Consider the following 16092-nt stretch of genomic DNA (forward strand, 5'->3'; position numbering starts at 1 on the left):
TACTCGCTTCTTTTATAGCCTTAAGTTGTTCTTTGGTAAGCGCATTCCCATCGAAAAATGAAATACCTTTGGCTCCATTATCCTTAGCAAGATTAATTGCCTGGGTAACATCTTCTGCACTCATAGGTGGCAGATAAATTCCTGTATGTAAATCGGTGTTTTTCCCTTTCAAGTCTTCTACACCTTGTTTTGTAGCAAACCCTATCCAGTCTACTTCTTCATTATAAAAGTTATGATAGATCATAGGCAACACAGCATCTACTTTCCATTTGTCCCAACGTTGCCGCACCATATGATCGGCCATTTCTGGATATGGAAAAACAGCTGCGGTTAAATCTTTATTGTTAGCATGTACAATTTCGTAGGCATCATTAACTACATCTCTAATCTTATTTAAGCGGAATTGTTTCCATTCCATATCTATCGCCGGATTTTCAAAATCTCTCGGGTTTTTATGATGAATTTTCTCAAATTCAGCTACACACACATCACAGTAACAAAAATCAAATTCAGCAAGTTCTTCTTCCTGCTCTAAATCATATTTCGGCAATAAACCTATCGGAAGGAAAATATCAGAAAATCTTATATAATCAAGATGTACACTGGCAACACCTTCAACCTTAGACAGTCCTTCCACCAGGCCTAATACGTGATTTCTTGATGCTTCTCTTGTTGGGCATAGCCATTGGTAATAATCTACATAAGGTCTGGTATCGTGGGTAGAATTGCCATCTCTACTTACAGTGTACCATTCCGGATTTTGTAAAGCAACACTATCTCCCGGACGATTCATAGCCATAATCCAGGCGTGAACTTCCAGGCCTTCTTTTTTAGCCAGGGGTGTTATACGAGAAAGCAATTCGGGATCGGTATTCGTATTTATGAGCACCGCTTCAATTCCATTTTCACTGTATTTTTTAAATTCTGAAGTATAAGAGGAATCTGCTCTTTTTGCATCGGCTGTGGTCCAGACCCAAAATTTGAAATCTTCCTGATTTTCTTCAGCAATATTGTCCTGGTTCTTTTTTGAGGCGGCTACGTTATCCAAACAGGAAGTGAACCCGAAGGCTAACAAGGCAATTAATAAAAGTCTAGTTTTCATTAGATTTAGATTTTGGAGGTTAAAATTTTACCATCTTCTTTAATGATATAATGATTCCCGGTAAATGGACTTTCTATAGAAATATTCCACCCGGTTAGGTGATTTTCAAGTTTAGGATGAAGTATCTTTCCGTTGAGCCTGATCCTATCTTTTTGAATTTCTTTTAAACTTGAAGCCCACTCGTCCTTTCTGCTGAAATATTCTTTCTGCTTTCGATAGATTTCATAAAGCTTCCATTTAATTTTTTCATCTTCGGGAATTTCAAATTCGTCATTTTCTCCTGCATTTTCTGCAGAAAAATATACATAACCCCAATGTTCGGGTTCATGCATATTGATAATGCCCTGGGGAGACCACACCCAATTATATTCAGGCAAATATTCTCCTTCTTCAGTTTTCTTTCGGGAATAGGTACCTTCATTCAGATCAAAATCCCAGTTTACACGTGAAAAATTAATTCTCCAGAATTCGTCTTCAGGAATTTCGTTATGTGAATTTGCTTCTTTTAAAACATCCCAGGGAATTGCTACCTCAACACTCCAAAATTCATCTTTATCTGATGCATCATTTAAGGTTCCCGAAATATGAACAGCCGATTTTAAACCTTGAATATCCCAGCTATCTATTACCGGTGAGGGTTCACGATAGGGTTTTACTATAAACAGATCCCAAACCGTGTTAAGAGCATTCATTTCAAACTCCATATAATTATGAGTATCGCCGTCTGGGTCGATAAAAATCTCAAAATCGTTGTTATAGAAAATCACAGTATCGCGTTGCTTTAGGGTAGCCCAAACATGAGGCTCTTCCATTTTAGCATAGAAGTACAAGTACTCCTCATCGTATACCATCCTCATATTTGTTTGGTATTTTGGAGTTTTTTCACCTTCAATATCTATAAAATCTTCACTTTCCGGAGCTATTTGCCAGGACGCTTCCTCAGCCTTCCCGTCTATTTGTATCTCATCAATAGTTTTGTAAGCTATATAAGACCTTGGTGGATTTTGAGCGTGGACGAAATTGGCAGCAAGAACATTAATAAAAATCAGGAGCAATTTATAGTTCATAATTACAGGCTATTATTTTTCACAAATTCTACAATTTCACTAAGATGACCGAAAGCTACTGAGGTCACGGTATCTGCAGCACCATAATAGAGTGCTAGTTTATCATCTTCTTCTGAATGTAATGCTGCGCAGGGAAAAATTACATTTGGTACATCTCCTGTCATTTCATAAAGTTCTGCCGGGGCCAACAAATAAGGCTGGGAACGGAATTTCACCTTCTCCGGCTCGTTTTCATCCAAAATGGCCGCACCTATAGAATACCGGAAACCGTTGCAGGTATTAATCACCCCGTGATAAAAAAGCAACCAACCTTCATCGGTTAGAATAGGAACAGGACCGGCTCCAATTTTAGTACACTGCCAGGCGCTTTTTTCAAAAGGAGCTACCTTCATCACGCAACGGTGTTCTCCCCAGTATTTCATATCTGGACTATAGCTAATGTAAATATCGCCAAAAGGAGTATGTCCATTATCGCTGGGCCGACTTAACATGGCATATTTCCCATTAATTTTCTTCGGAAATAAAACTCCGTTTCGGTTAAAAGGAAGGAAAGCATTTTCACACTGATAAAATTCCTTAAAATCGAAGGTATACCCAATTCCAATAGTGGGCCCGTGATATCCGTTACACCAGGTTATCCAGTAACGGTCTTCGATAAAAGTAACTCGTGGATCATATTTATAATCTGAATCGATCATTTCAGTATTTCCGGGGCTAAAGTCTATGGGATCATGTTCAATTTCCCAATCGATCCCATTTTTGCTAAAGCCTGCAAAAATATTCATTTGCACCGCTTTATTATCACATCTAAAAACCCCTGCATATCCATCTTTAAAAGGAACAACCGCTGAGTTAAAAATACTGTTTGAAGAGGGTATAGCGTAACGATCTATAATAGGGTTTTGATCATAACGCCATAGCACCTCTTTTGAGTTAGCCGGCCTTTCCTGCCAGGGTATATTATTTGCCATTTCAGCTTGCATATTTTCTAATTTTGTCTAACCAGGTAAATTTCAGAATAAGAGAACTTAAAAGGAAGATCAAAAAGGTTAATCCCATTTTATGGTAGTCCCGCACTACCAAAAATATTGGTAAAAGTATCATACTGGATTGCCATATCACTCCTATAAGGCAATTTAGCATATCTATCCCAAAATCTTTATTCCTTTCTATCCTGGTATTTTCTATTTGCAATTCCTTTAAAACCGGTTTCCACCATCCCCATGGTCTTACATTTTTATAAAAACTTTTTAAGGTTTCCATATTCGTTGGCGCGGTAAAATACGTGCCTAAAAAAGACCCCAACAGAGAGAAAACAAAAATAGCCGGGAAAAGATATATCGCCGGAATGTGCGCGGTTTCATATAAAAATGAATCTGGAACAAAATTTCCTTTGTTTTGATCCATAAAAAATTGAAAGGTGGCGATTAACAAACCTGAGAGCATTCCCCAAAAATACCCCCAGCCATTAAAACGCCACCAAACCCATTTTAGGAAATTGGCTGCCACGTAGCCGCCATATAAAGCGCTGGTGATCCATAAAGTTATAGAGTTAATGGAATCGGCAAAAAAGCCCATAATTACCCCTAGCAAAACCACGATAAAAGAAGTAATATGACTCGCTTTAATATAATGACGATCTGTTGCTTTAGGCTTAAAGTATTTTTTATAAATATCGTTAACAATATAGGCCGGCCCTGCATTTACAAAAGCAGAGAAGGTTGACATAAATGCTGCTAAAAGTCCTGCCAGCAATAGGCCTTTTACTCCCACAGGAACGTGGTTGTTAATTACTTTTGGTAAAACCACCTCCAAGTCATTTCCAGTTAAACTACCTGAAGCAGCCATCTCTGGTGCAACGAAAACCAAACCTAATAATACCACGGCGGCAATTAAAAGATATCTTGGTACAAATAGCACAAGATTGGTAAAACCACTCATATATGCGGCCTCTTTTACTGTTCTGGTAGAAAGTATCCGTTGCATATCGTAACTGGGCGTGGGCCCGGCTATACTGGCAAAAAACCCTTTGAATAAAGTCATTCCAATAAAAGCACCAAACATTTTATAGCCCTGCGAATCTATCAGCGCATTAAAAGGTTCTTTCTTTTCATTCCAAAACCCCTGAAGTTCGCTCCCAAATGAAATACTTTTCCAGGCATCAGGGATAAGAGTATTAACTTCTACATCAGTAAAACTCACAAAAGTATATCCTGCCACCAGGACTCCGGCTAAAACCATAATTCCATATTGTAAAACTTCAGTAGTAACCACCGAAAACATCCCTCCTTTTATAGTATAAATCGTAGTAAAGAAAATTATAAGCAAGGCATAAGATTGTTCAGAATTCAACAGATTTATTTCTGCAATATTGAGCGAAAGATCCCAGGGAAGGATTACCGTCATAAATTTCCCGACACCTTCAAAAAAATAAGCTATAAAACCTATAGAGGCGATCACGGCAAAAATAGCGACAATAAGGTGCGAAGCCCTGCCGGCTTTATCGTCACCAAAGCGGGTAAGAATCCACTCAGATCCTGTCATCACTCCGGATCGTCTAATCCAAACCGCCAGGAACATCATCACAAAAATTTGGTTCCAAATAGGCCACATCCACATAAACATAAAACTCTTTACCCCATACAGAAAAAGGATCCCAACCATCCAGGCCGTACCAGAAACATCAAACATACCTGAACCATTACTAAGACCTAAGTAATACCATTTGATGCTTTTACCTCCCAGAAAGTATGAATTTAAACCTTTAGAAGCCTTCTTTGAAACCCAAATTCCAATAGAAAGCGTGAGGATGAGGTATACCGCAATAATTAGAACATCTATTTGTTCCATTAATTTTTATTTGTGGTTACACCCCAGCTTTTATTAGGCTCACTACCCATTTCAAAAACTAATTCTCCACCCGCTATTAATTCTTTATGAGAAATGGATGTCCGGTTGAAATTTTCACCATCTAAAGTAGCGGACTGGATATAGATATTTTCTTCGGAAACATTCTTAGCTATAATTTTAAAATTCTTGCCGTTTTCTAAGTTAATAGTAGATTTCTCGAATATTGGGCTACCTATTTCGTATTCTGCTGAAGCTGGATTGAAAGGATACAATCCCATAGAACTAAACACATACCAGGCAGACATTTGCCCGGCATCTTCATTTCCACTCAAGCCATCTGGTTTAGTACTGTATTGCGTTTTTAATATCTCACGAACCCAATATTGTGTTCGCCAGGGCTTCCCGGCTTTATTAAATAAATATGCGATATGGTGGCTGGGCTCGTTCCCGTGAGCATATTGCCCAATTAAACCTGAAATATCTGCTGAAGTATGATCTCCGGTAATCTCTGAACTTTCATTAAATAATTGCTCCAGTTTCTTAGTAAAAGGCTCCGCTCCTCCATGCAGTTCGATTAAACCCTGCGGCTCGTGCAAAACAAACCAGCTGTGCTGCCAGGCATTACCTTCAGTATAATCTGTATTTACTCTATGCTGTGAATGTTTGGGATCAAATGGTGTATTCCATTCTCCTTCTGAAGATTTCCCTCTCATAAAACCGGTTTCGGGATCAAAAAGTTCTTTATAGGCTTTAGCTCTTTCAGAGAAATATTCATAATCTTCCTCTTTTCCTAAAGCTTTCGCCATTTGCGCCACACACCAATCGTTATAAGCATATTCCAGGGTTTTGGTTACCGATTCGTTCCCCAGATTATAAGGAATGTAGCCGTAGTCTTTTAATTCTTTTAAACTTCTTTGGTCTTGCATCATTGTAGCTTTCAAAGCTTCGTAAGCTTTTTCAACATCAAAACCTTCAATTCCTTTAAAATAGGCTTCCACAATTACAGGAACAGAATGATAACCGGTCATAGTATTGGTTTCATTCCCATAAAGCGTCCACACCGGTAAGCTGCCACTTTCATCGTAATAGGTTAACATACTATTTACAATGTCCGAAGTTATTCCAGGGTTGGTTATGGTTAACAGCGGATTCTGCGCCCTAAAGGTGTCCCAAAGCGATAAAGTTGAATATGCAATGCCATCGGTTTTAGCAATGCTGTCATTTTGTAATCGAAATTCTCCATTCTTATCACTGAATGTAACCGGCGCTAATTTTGTATGATAAAGTGCTGAATAGAAAATGGTTTTCAAAGAATCTGCAGGAGATTCTACCACGATATCAGACAATGCCTTTTCCCAGGTTTTGCTAGATTCTTCCTTAATTTCATCAAAATTAAAATTCGCATCGCTATCCAGGTTCTGTTTAGCGTTTTCCAAACTTACCGAAGAAAGTGCCACGGTCACCTGAAGCTGGTTGCTTTCCTTATCAAAATAAAGCTGCGCTGAGGTTTTCTTATTACTCACCTCAGAGGTTGAAACAGCTTCTCCTCCGGAGAATAATTCAGATTTAATGATTGGTTTTGAAAATTTGGCTACAAAAAATACTTTTTGATTATTTGCCCAACCGGTACTGTGACGGTAGCCTGAAATCGTATTTTCATCTTCTATTTTAATAGAAGTTTCTGTAGGTTCATCCCAGTTTATCGCAAAGCCAAGGTCTACTACAACCGATTTCTCTTCACCTTTCCCAAAGGTATATTTATGGTAAGCTGTTCTATTGGTTGCAGTAAGTTCTACATTAATATTAAAATCTTCCAGGTAGAGTTGGTAGTATCCCGGGTTCGCCGATTCGTCTATATGAGAATATTTTGAGAGGTATGGAATATCTTTTCTCGCTTCCACCTTTTTTGTAAGATCAATCTTTTTGTTTACCGGCATAAATAAGATATCAGCCAAATCTCCAATTCCAGTTCCAGAGAGGTGCAAATGACTAAAGCCTGCCACTAAAGAGTCTGAATAATGATAACCGGAACACCAGTCCCAGCCACTATTGCCATTATCGGGGCTCACTTGCACCATCCCAAATGGCCGACTTACCCCGGGATAGGTATGACCGTGACCTCCGGTTCCGATAAAAGGATCTACATAAGAAGTTAAGCTGGAAGCTGTTTCTTGAGAGTCACTATTTACTTCATCATGTTCTTTACAGGCAGCTAATGTTAACAATAAAACAAGTAAGAGGGCGGGGTATCTTTTAAACATTTTTCATTCTTAGTTTATTGTGCAATAAAAATAATAGAAGTATATATTTCATAAATATTTATATATTCAGCATCTCAAAAAATAATATTAGACAAACAACATTTAAGAAAAGCCGAATAGCTAAAATCAATCTTTTTCCATTGCATGTCACTACGAAAACGTTTTAAAAGAAGCTTTTTTTTAAATGAAAGATGGGGCTATCAAATCTCTCCTTTACATCACATAATATTCTGGGCGATCTACTTTATTTTTAACACTCTACGATGGGGAAGTTATTATGGTGACTACATCTATTCTCTTAAAGCAAATTTATTGGGTTTTCCAATACATATGACATTATGTTATTTGACAATTTACTTATTAATCCCAAAATTAATTTACACCAGAAAGTTCTTTTTGTTCATTTTCCTTTTGTTTAGTTCAATATTCCTAATGGTCTTTCTAAAATATGAACTCACCTATCTTTTAATCAGTAATAACGTATGGCCGGAAGGCCCTGAAGAAACATCAAATTTCAGCTTTAACTATATTCTGGTTATGATGCTGGGAGAGTTGTATGTGGTTTCCTTTGTTACGGCAATAAAGATCACCATAGACTGGATGAGTGCAAATAAAAGAGCAGCAAAACTGGAGCGGACTCAGCTCGAAACGGAATTACGGTTCTTACGGTCCCAGATATCTCCACATTTCTTTTTTAATACCCTGAATAACATTTATTCCTTAAGCCTTAACAAATCGGTTAAAACACCGGAAACCATTTTAAAACTTTCTGAATTAATGCGGTATTTACTTTATGAAACAAAAACTAACTTTCAATGTTTAAAAAAAGAAATTAATTGCATTAAGAACTACCTTGACCTGGAAAAAATAAGATATGGGGAAAAATTAAACGTAGATTTAAAACTTCAGGGAAATACCGAAAACAAAAAAATAGCACCAATGCTACTTATTCCTTTTATTGAAAATGCCTTTAAACACGGGGCTCACAAAAGCAATAAAGAGAGTATGATCAAAATAGAACTCATTACAGTAGAGGATATTTTGTATTTTCGCATCTGCAATAACCGTCCTGAACCGGAACATCTTAAAGCATTCCCTCCAGAATACCAAAAAGAATTTCATGCAGGTGGGATTGGGATTGTCAACGTAAGAAAACGTCTCAATTTAGGTTATAACAAAGAAGACTATGACCTGAAAATCACAGAAGAAGAATCTGAATTTCTAGTTGACTTAAAGTTAAAATTAAAATGATACTTAAATGTGTAATAATTGATGATGAGCCACTTGCGGTCGATGTCATTCAAAACTATATAGAGCGGATTAAAGGGCTTGAGATAACAGCCATTTTTAATAGTGCTTTAGACAGCCTGGAATTTCTTCAGCAAAATCAAGTTGATCTTCTTTTTCTGGACATCAATATGCCCGTTCTGGATGGATATAGTTTCCTGGAAAGCTTAAGCAATAAACCCCAGGTGATAATCACCACAGCCTACGCAGAATATGCGGTGAAAGGTTATGAACTTGAGGTCCTGGATTACCTTTTAAAACCTATTCCCTTCCCACGATTCCTACAAGCAGTCAATAAGGCTGTTTTGCCGAGCAAGACATTTGTCCAAAATACTGTTTTGGATAAGGAACATATCTTTGTTAAAGTGAATTCAAAAAAAATGAAGAAAATCTTTATTGATGATATCCTGCTGGTGGAGAGCCTTAAAGATTATATAAAAATTATTACCACCTCTGGTAATTATATTGTACATCAATCATTAACTGGGATTACTAATCATCTACCCTCCCATAGTTTTTTGAGAATTCACAGGTCCTATACCGTTGCCGTTAGCAAAATTGATGTAATCGAAGGCAATAGTATAGAAATAAATGGCACCCGATATACCATTGGCAGGAGCTATATTAATGAGGCCAAGAAACGGATCTTAAAGTCTGGCCTGTCAAATTCTTAATATCGGTATATTATTGCACATCAGCCATAGAAGTCATAATTAATTTAATGAAACTGGAATTCCAGACCACACTGGAAAATTATATTCTGAAATTAGAGAATAATAAATACCTTTCAGGATAACATCTACTCCACAACTTATTTTAATCGGTTCTTATCTCCCTTTTCTTTTACGTTTCTGCCATATAATAAAACCTGATACCGATAAAAATGGGCCGGAGAGACCAATCAGGCAATACAGGATCTTCATGGCAAGTCCACCAAATTCAGCATAATGCAAAGGCATTACCGTACTGGCTAGTTTGTTTGAAAATGAAGCATCTGCAACTTTTTTTACTGAACTTATCTTTGCGTTACGATAATCCAACTTTATATAATTATAAAACTCACTGTAAAAAAAAGCATCTCCTGAAAATTTTCCGAATACTGTAATATCCGCATCTTTATTAAGAGGAAGTCGGATATAGGTTGGGGTGAAGTCGGGGAAATCTTCTTTTAGTTCTTCAAGACTTCTTGCGAGAGAAATCTCAACCTCTGGGCCGGAAGGTGCCGGCAGCGGGTTTAATCCTGCTTTTGCTACTGTATAGGCAAGGACTATCCCTGTGCTTACCAGAACGAGATTTAGGAATAAGGACCATACTCCTACATATCGATGAAGGGAAGAATAGAAATTTCGACTATTATTCCGGTTAAGTCTGACCCGGAAAGAAAGAGTTTTTAAAATTGACTTTTGGTAAAGAATGATCCCGCTAAACAGAGAAAGGAAAAAGATGATGCCAAATAGTAACACCAAAATTCGTCCAATTGCTCCGGCGTGTAGGGAGTAATGCAATTTTAGAAGCCAGGAGGTAAAATGGGTGTTGGCATTAATTTCTTTCTGAATTTTACCGGTATCGGGATCCACAAAAACGTAGCGCCTTTTTTTTTGATTTCTCAAGTCAAAGACCAGCACTTCTCCCGCGTCAAACTGTTTTAATCGTGTATCCCAACCCGGATAAACTTTTTGAACATTTTCAACAGCTAAATCCAATTGCTGTGTTCCTGAAAACTTCTGTTGAAGTTGGTCTCTGAAAAACCAGGAGTCCAATTGCTCATGAAATACCAGTATACTCCCAGAAAGGCCCATCAGTAGCAAGAAAAGTCCGGCGATAAGGCCGAACCAGGAATGGTATTTCAATAGTGTTTTGTTTTTCATATAATAAAACTGCAGCCACCCCCCGATGACTGCAGTTAAAGATTTTAAAGTTCCACCTTTAGTGAAAGGTTGAATCTCGCCCCATTAGCCTTGATATAATTAGAATCTCTGGCGGCCCATTGTGAAATCAGATTATAGTAATCTTCATTTAACAGGTTCTCTATACCAAGACTCAGACTAGTATTTTCGGTTAAACGATAACTGGAGTTAAGGTTCACCACATTAAAGCTTTCCACCGGCCCTTTTCCATAGATATAATTTCCATTTGCATCGGGGTCAAAGTGGTCACGGCTTCCGCTATAAAGATGTGATAAGCGTGCATTCCATCTCTCGTTAAAATCATAAGAGAGATAAGTAAGTGTCTTCAAAGGTGGAATTCGGTCTCCATTCATATAAGTATTATAATCTCCGTTGTTTCCTGAATCCAGTTTCCCTTCAGTCCATGAAACTGAACTTCCCAGATTAAGACCACGGCTAATTCTGGTATCAAAAGAAAATTCAAATCCGTAGACCTTCTCCGGTTGTCTGGCTATTTGGAAAATACCATCTACTTCCCTATAGGTTGCTCCCAAATCTGAGGTGCTGATGAAATAGGCTCCCTTGAATCGGGTCGCCCCAATATCACTATTAAACCCTACCTCATAATTATTCGCGATAACCGCTTCTGAAGAGATTAAACTTACTGTATTTTCAGTAGCCGTTCTTAGTGTACGACCTAGATCAGCAATAGAAAAACTCTGGGAAAAACTCACGAATGGTTTAAACTCCTTTACCCCGTTATAGCGAAGTCCCACATTAAAAGTTGTGGCATCATAGGTTAACTCTCCACCATTTACATCAACACCTCCGTTAGGGGTTTCCCCGGCGTATGGAAAGATTTCAATAGTGCTGTAATCAGGAACAGCTATGTTGATATTTTCAAAGCGCAATCCGGCCTTAAGTACAAAATTTCGGTACATAGTTTTTAATTGGGCATAAGGAGCCAGGTTTGTCATATCCATTTCCGGAGCCCATATCCTGCCGTCAATAAGTTTCTGGGATGTCTTGTCGTTAAGAACATCAATACCGTAGAGCAGGTCTCCGTAAATCTCATCACCAAGATTATATGGAGTTTTAAAGTTAATTCGAAGTCCTCTTTTGGTAGATTCTACAGTAGACTGTCCCCCTTCATAACCTTCTTCGGCGTTGTAGAAATAGTCACTAAAACCATAAACGGTTCTAAAATCCTGCATATAAAGGTTGAGCTTTAGATCTGTATTTCCAATAAGTTCGGTGGCGTCATAGGTAAGTTGAGCATTATGGTTAAACCTGTTTCCCTGGTCTACTCCCAGTACTTCCCCTATCACCCCAATTGCCGGGCGCTCTCCATAAACACCGTTCTGGTTGACATATTCAGTATCCTGGTTACTGCTGAAATAGTTATACATCACTTCTACGGAATGATCTTCTGCCAGGGCATAGTTTAATTTCCCGAATAAACTGTATTGGTTGGTTTCCCCGAGACCATAGGTGGGAGAGACCACTTCTCCTTCGGCATCCCTGAAGATTCCGGTTTGCTGAAAATTTCCCGAAAACACATAGCCGAGTTTTTTGGTACTTCCCGAAAAAGTTTGCGATAGTTTAGAGCCAAGGCTATGTTCGGTATTAACAAGCGATCCCTGGGTACTGAACTCTGTTGTACTTTTGAATTCCCCTGCAGTTCCCGGTTTTTTGGTAATGTAGTTAATAATTCCACCATCGGCCCCATTTCCGTAAATCGCGGTAGCCCCTTTGATCACTTCAATACGTTCTATGGTATTGGGGTCTATTGTATTAATATCTCGCCCCCCACTCCTTAAAGGCGTGGATTGCGGAATCCCGTCAATTAATACCAGCATATTGCGCCCCCTTAAAGTCTGCCCCGTGTTACTGGTTTGATTGGTACTTAAAGATATCCCAGGGATTTCAGCTAAAAGTCCTCCTACTGAAGTACTGGTTTGGCTAAGTCTTTCTATCTCTCCTGCGCTAAGAACAGATACTGAAGAGGGAACTTCATCGAGGGTTTCCCGGGTACGGTTGGAGGTAATCACAATCTCCCCCAGGTCTTGTTGGTCTTCTTTTAAAGTGAGATTAAGGGTTAAAGGCTGCCCACTAACAAAATCTACTTCGCGGGTTAAGGTTTCATAACCGATTGCTGAAAATTTTATAATATGAGTTCCGGGACCGATGTTCTCCAATTTATAATTGCCATCAACATCTGAAGTTGTTCCCGTGGAAGATTTTTCCAGTAAAATATTCACAAATGGGATTGGACTATTGGTTTCATCAGTGATTTTCCCTTCAAGAGATGCTTCTTTCTGTTGCGCATAACTCGTAATTCCCAAAAGCATCATCGCACAGAGCAAGGTGAAATGTTTCATTTTAGATTGTAGTTTTTATTTAGATTTATTTCAAATAAGAAACAAATGTAGAATCATTCTAAATAAAAAACAACTGGATTTTTAAGATATTCTCTCTTGACTCCGAATTATACAGTCTATTTAAGCTGATATAGAAGTTGTTACAATTCCAATTATTTAGAAAAAAAATTAAAAAAGTAATACCACACTTAAACTGCACCAGTTAAAAGAATGCAGTGAAGGAAATTCTGAAGCCCACGGTAAATTTTCCTTTCCTTTGGTTCCTGGTAAGTAAATCTTATCTTCCGTACATCCCCCCTATTAAATCTCCATATTTCTCTGCAATTACCCGCCGCTTTAGTTTCAGCGTAGGAGTCAATTCACCTCCCTCAATGGTCCACTCATGTGGCATAAGCACAAATTTCTTGATCTGTTCTACCGGATTGAAGTGCTGATTGTAATACTTTATCGCCTCATCAATCTTTAGCCTGGCCTCCAGGTCCTGAAGTACAGCCTGATTCCCGGGATAGGCTTTTTCCTGTTCCTCATACCACTTCCTGATTACCTGGAACGCTGGCACGATCAGCGCACCCACATATTTTTGAAGTTCTCCTACCACCATGATCTGTTCGATCCAGTCGCTTTCCACCATTTTGTTCTCGATGGGCTGGGGCGCTACGTATTTCCCGCCGCTGGTCTTGAACAATTCCTTCTTGCGATCAGTGATTTTCAGAAATTTACCGTCTATCATCTTCCCAATGTCTCCGGTGTGCAACCAATCCTCTTTTATCACCTCGGCGGTCAGATCAGGGCGTTTATAGTAGCCCATCATAACGTTGGGTCCCTTACAGAGGATCTCTCCGTCTGCGGCGATCTTCACCTCCACCCCTTTCAGCAAAGGGCCTACTGTGCCAAACATTCTGTTCTTCTCATTGTACCGGTTTCCACTTATGATTGGGGAAGCCTCTGTAAGTCCGTAACCTTCCTGGATCACGATCCCGGCAGCGGTAAAAATCCGCAGCAGCCTTACCTGGCAAGCCGCAGCTCCTGCAATGATAGATTTAACCTCTCCTCCCAAGGCATCTCTCCATTTGCTAAAAATGAGCTTGTCGGCCACAGCCATCTGAAGTCGATACCACGGACTGAGGGGCTGGTTTATTTTGTATTGTTCCGCCAGCCGTAAGGCCCAGAAGAAAAGCTTCTTTTTGATTCCTGTCAGTTTAGATCCTTTTGCCAGGATTCCTTCATAGACTTTCTCCAACAGCCGGGGCACGGTAGTGAACAGCACAGGTTTTACCTCCTTCAGGTTCTCCCCGAGCGTGTCCATGCTTTCGGCATAATACACTGAGGCGCTACTATAGAAGAAACAGTAGGTGGCCATTCTTTCAAAGGCGTGATTGAGCGGCAGGAAACTCAATACCCTCTTTCCTTTAACCCCAACTTCCTGAATGATCTCTGCGGCCCCAAAGGAATTGCTTAGGATATTCCTGTGAGTCAGCATCACTCCTTTAGGTGTTCCTGTAGTGCCTGAAGTATAAAGGATGGTGGCTAGGTCTGTTTCCCTGATGGCATCGCGACTATCGTAAAGCTGCTGCCGGTTTTCAGGGTTCACTTTTTTTAACAGATCACTCCAAAGGGGGACGTTCGGCGTCTCCTGAAAGGAGTAGATATGTTCCACCCCCGGCAGCGCATCCCGGATCTCGTTAACCTTTCTGTAAAGCTTTTCATCACCGACAAAGATTATTTTCACACCGGCATCCTGAAGGATAAACTCCAGTTCGTTGTTATTGATGTTCGGATAAATAGGCACAGAAACCGCCCCGATCTGCTGGATGGCCATATCGGTCATCATCCATTCCGGGCAATTCAGGCTGATGATGGCAATCTTGTCCCGTCCTTCAATACTCCCGTCCCCGGCCGAATACCCTAGTCCCTGCAGGGCAACACTCAGCTGATCCACTTTTTCGGACACTTCACGGGTACTGAATTTTCGCCACTGCCCGTTTTCTTTAGCAGCCAGCATATCTTCCAACGGAAAATTGTGCAGCTGCCAGGCCACACAGTCAAACAGGCGTTTGGGTGATTTCTGAGGGAAACTATTCTTGTCTTTCATATTGATGTTACTATTGTTGATTTTTCTGCCGGAAATCCTAAAGAAGGAATGCACTGTTCCGGACACCATCATTGCTTGCAAAAATATTAATTTATGTCGGTTACCGGGCAAATTGCGGAAGATCGGTTAAAAATGATATTTTGATCACCTTTAAAAATACTATTTTACCCTTAAACGGCCTTTCTTAACTGAGCTTACTCGAGGATGGGCAATCCATCCATAATTGGACAAAAATTAAGGGAAAACCCCCGTAAGAAATATCTTTATTTTCTCCTTCTTTTGCAAAACCCAAGATCCGCCCATTTCAAGGTTCTCCCCAAAACACGGAAATGGGCATTTTTTATTTCTTACAAAATCAATAAAAACACCGAAATCAAATTGCTCCGCGGGTGCAGGTCAAGCTCTTGCCCTCTGGGTTTCAGCTTGAAAAAGTTACTAAAGATTATTATTCTGAAGAGAAATTAGAATAAAAGAAAGCAGTGCAGCCAACCTTAACTGATAAGGAATATCAATTTGATTTTCTAATTCTTACTGAATTATAAAAACAGCTACAAACACAAAAAAATAATTGATTTTTTGAATTAAGAAAAGTGTTCAAAAACAAAATCCCAAAAAGCTTGATTATTAGCTATTTGGGACTTTGTTTTGTGACCTCGCCAGGATTCAAATCCGTCTATTTATTTAAATTATAAAAAATTTAAAAATGAAACAAAACCTCTCATAACCCCTATTTATACTGGAGTTTTGAACTAACTGAAATTTAAAATGATTTCATGTAATTGATTTAAAATTATAATTCGTCGGCTAAATATCGGCTAACTTTTTTAATTTTGTAGTTCTAATTTCACCCATTATGACTATTAAATTTCTTATCCAATCAAGTAGTGAAATAGCTCCGATTTATATCAGACTTATTGAAGGAAAACCAATTGATATAAAAGCAAAAACCAAATACTCCATCTCCCCCTCCAATTTTTATAAAGGCCAAATCAAATTTAATAGAGTTTCTGGATCAGCAGCACTCAAAGAATTAATCCAGGAAGAAAATAAAGAACTTGAAAGTCTGCAGGAAAATTTAGACGATCTTAAAAAAACCATTATCCATCGGTTCAATAATCGGAAGGAGAATGAAGTCATTAACACCCACTGGTTAAAAGAAATTCTCT

10 protein-coding genes and 1 pseudogene are annotated in these 16092 nt (G+C 38.9%); 3 read left to right on the plus strand and 8 right to left on the minus strand.

Annotation, left to right across the window (positions count from 1 at the left end; translation table 11 throughout):
• The 5 genes from VIM94_RS10735 to VIM94_RS10755 all read right to left on the minus strand — a co-directional run.
• Positions 1-1102: family 10 glycosylhydrolase (locus VIM94_RS10735; RefSeq protein WP_332039296.1), on the minus strand; the 1102-nt coding region annotated here is incomplete at its 3' end.
• Positions 1103-1107: 5 nt separating this feature from the next.
• The gene (locus VIM94_RS10740) at positions 1108-2169 is read right to left on the minus strand and encodes a carbohydrate-binding family 9-like protein (protein ID WP_332039297.1); all 1062 of its coding nucleotides are present in this window, start codon (positions 2167-2169) and stop codon (positions 1108-1110) included.
• 2 nt (positions 2170-2171) lie between these two features.
• Entirely contained in the window at positions 2172-3140 is a 969-nt protein-coding gene (locus tag VIM94_RS10745) for a glycoside hydrolase family 130 protein (protein ID WP_332039298.1), read from the minus strand.
• A gap of 1 nt (position 3141) precedes the next feature.
• Complete coding sequence (locus tag VIM94_RS10750) at positions 3142-5019, minus strand: sodium:solute symporter family protein (protein ID WP_332039299.1); 1878 nt, start codon at positions 5017-5019, stop codon at positions 3142-3144.
• Positions 5019-7280 (minus strand): GH92 family glycosyl hydrolase, encoded by a 2262-nt coding sequence (locus VIM94_RS10755; RefSeq protein ID WP_332039300.1) that lies wholly within the window; start codon positions 7278-7280, stop codon positions 5019-5021. The genes VIM94_RS10750 and VIM94_RS10755 overlap by 1 nt, the downstream gene beginning before the upstream one ends.
• A 432-nt stretch (positions 7281-7712) precedes the next feature.
• On the opposite strand from VIM94_RS10755, the gene VIM94_RS10760 reads away from it, so the two are divergent.
• Complete coding sequence (locus tag VIM94_RS10760; RefSeq protein WP_332039301.1) at positions 7713-8531, plus strand: sensor histidine kinase; 819 nt, start codon at positions 7713-7715, stop codon at positions 8529-8531.
• On the plus strand, positions 8528-9241 hold the full coding sequence (locus VIM94_RS10765; RefSeq protein WP_332039302.1) for a response regulator transcription factor: 714 nt from the start codon (positions 8528-8530) through the stop codon (positions 9239-9241). Before VIM94_RS10760 ends, VIM94_RS10765 begins: the two co-directional genes overlap by 4 nt.
• A 153-nt stretch (positions 9242-9394) precedes the next feature.
• On the opposite strand, the gene VIM94_RS10770 is transcribed toward VIM94_RS10765, so the two are convergent.
• The 3 genes from VIM94_RS10770 to VIM94_RS10780 all read right to left on the minus strand — a co-directional run bounded on the left by VIM94_RS10770 (position 9395) and on the right by VIM94_RS10780 (position 14926).
• Positions 9395-10435 (minus strand): PepSY-associated TM helix domain-containing protein, encoded by a 1041-nt coding sequence (locus tag VIM94_RS10770; RefSeq protein ID WP_332039303.1) that lies wholly within the window; start codon positions 10433-10435, stop codon positions 9395-9397.
• Positions 10436-10479: 44 nt separating this feature from the next.
• Entirely contained in the window at positions 10480-12834 is a 2355-nt protein-coding gene (locus tag VIM94_RS10775) for a TonB-dependent receptor (protein WP_332039304.1), read from the minus strand.
• A 277-nt stretch (positions 12835-13111) separates the two neighbouring features.
• A complete protein-coding gene (locus tag VIM94_RS10780) occupies positions 13112-14926 on the minus strand; it encodes a long-chain fatty acid--CoA ligase (RefSeq protein WP_332039305.1) in 1815 nt (604 codons plus the stop codon).
• Between the two features lie 853 nt (positions 14927-15779).
• On the opposite strand from VIM94_RS10780, the pseudogene VIM94_RS10785 reads away from it, so the two are divergent.
• Positions 15780-16092 (plus strand): annotated as a pseudogene (locus tag VIM94_RS10785) (hypothetical protein); the annotation flags it as partial.

The organism is Salegentibacter sp. (assembly GCF_036568425.1).
Lineage (GTDB): Bacteria > Bacteroidota > Bacteroidia > Flavobacteriales > Flavobacteriaceae > Salegentibacter.

Excerpts from the sequence above, each read along its gene's own strand:
- VIM94_RS10760 (WP_332039301.1), top strand. The coding sequence starts at position 7,713 with ATGGTCTTTCTAAAATATGAACTCACCTATCTTTTAATCAGTAATAAC.
- VIM94_RS10750 (WP_332039299.1), bottom strand. The coding sequence starts at position 5,019 with ATGGAACAAATAGATGTTCTAATTATTGCGGTATACCTCATCCTCACG.
- VIM94_RS10770 (WP_332039303.1), bottom strand. The coding sequence starts at position 10,435 with ATGAAAAACAAAACACTATTGAAATACCATTCCTGGTTCGGCCTTATC.
- VIM94_RS10765 (WP_332039302.1), top strand. The coding sequence starts at position 8,528 with ATGATACTTAAATGTGTAATAATTGATGATGAGCCACTTGCGGTCGAT.
- VIM94_RS10755 (WP_332039300.1), bottom strand. The coding sequence starts at position 7,280 with ATGTTTAAAAGATACCCCGCCCTCTTACTTGTTTTATTGTTAACATTA.
- VIM94_RS10775 (WP_332039304.1), bottom strand. The coding sequence starts at position 12,834 with ATGAAACATTTCACCTTGCTCTGTGCGATGATGCTTTTGGGAATTACG.
- VIM94_RS10740 (WP_332039297.1), bottom strand. The coding sequence starts at position 2,169 with ATGAACTATAAATTGCTCCTGATTTTTATTAATGTTCTTGCTGCCAAT.
- VIM94_RS10745 (WP_332039298.1), bottom strand. The coding sequence starts at position 3,140 with ATGGCAAATAATATACCCTGGCAGGAAAGGCCGGCTAACTCAAAAGAG.
- VIM94_RS10780 (WP_332039305.1), bottom strand. The coding sequence starts at position 14,926 with ATGAAAGACAAGAATAGTTTCCCTCAGAAATCACCCAAACGCCTGTTT.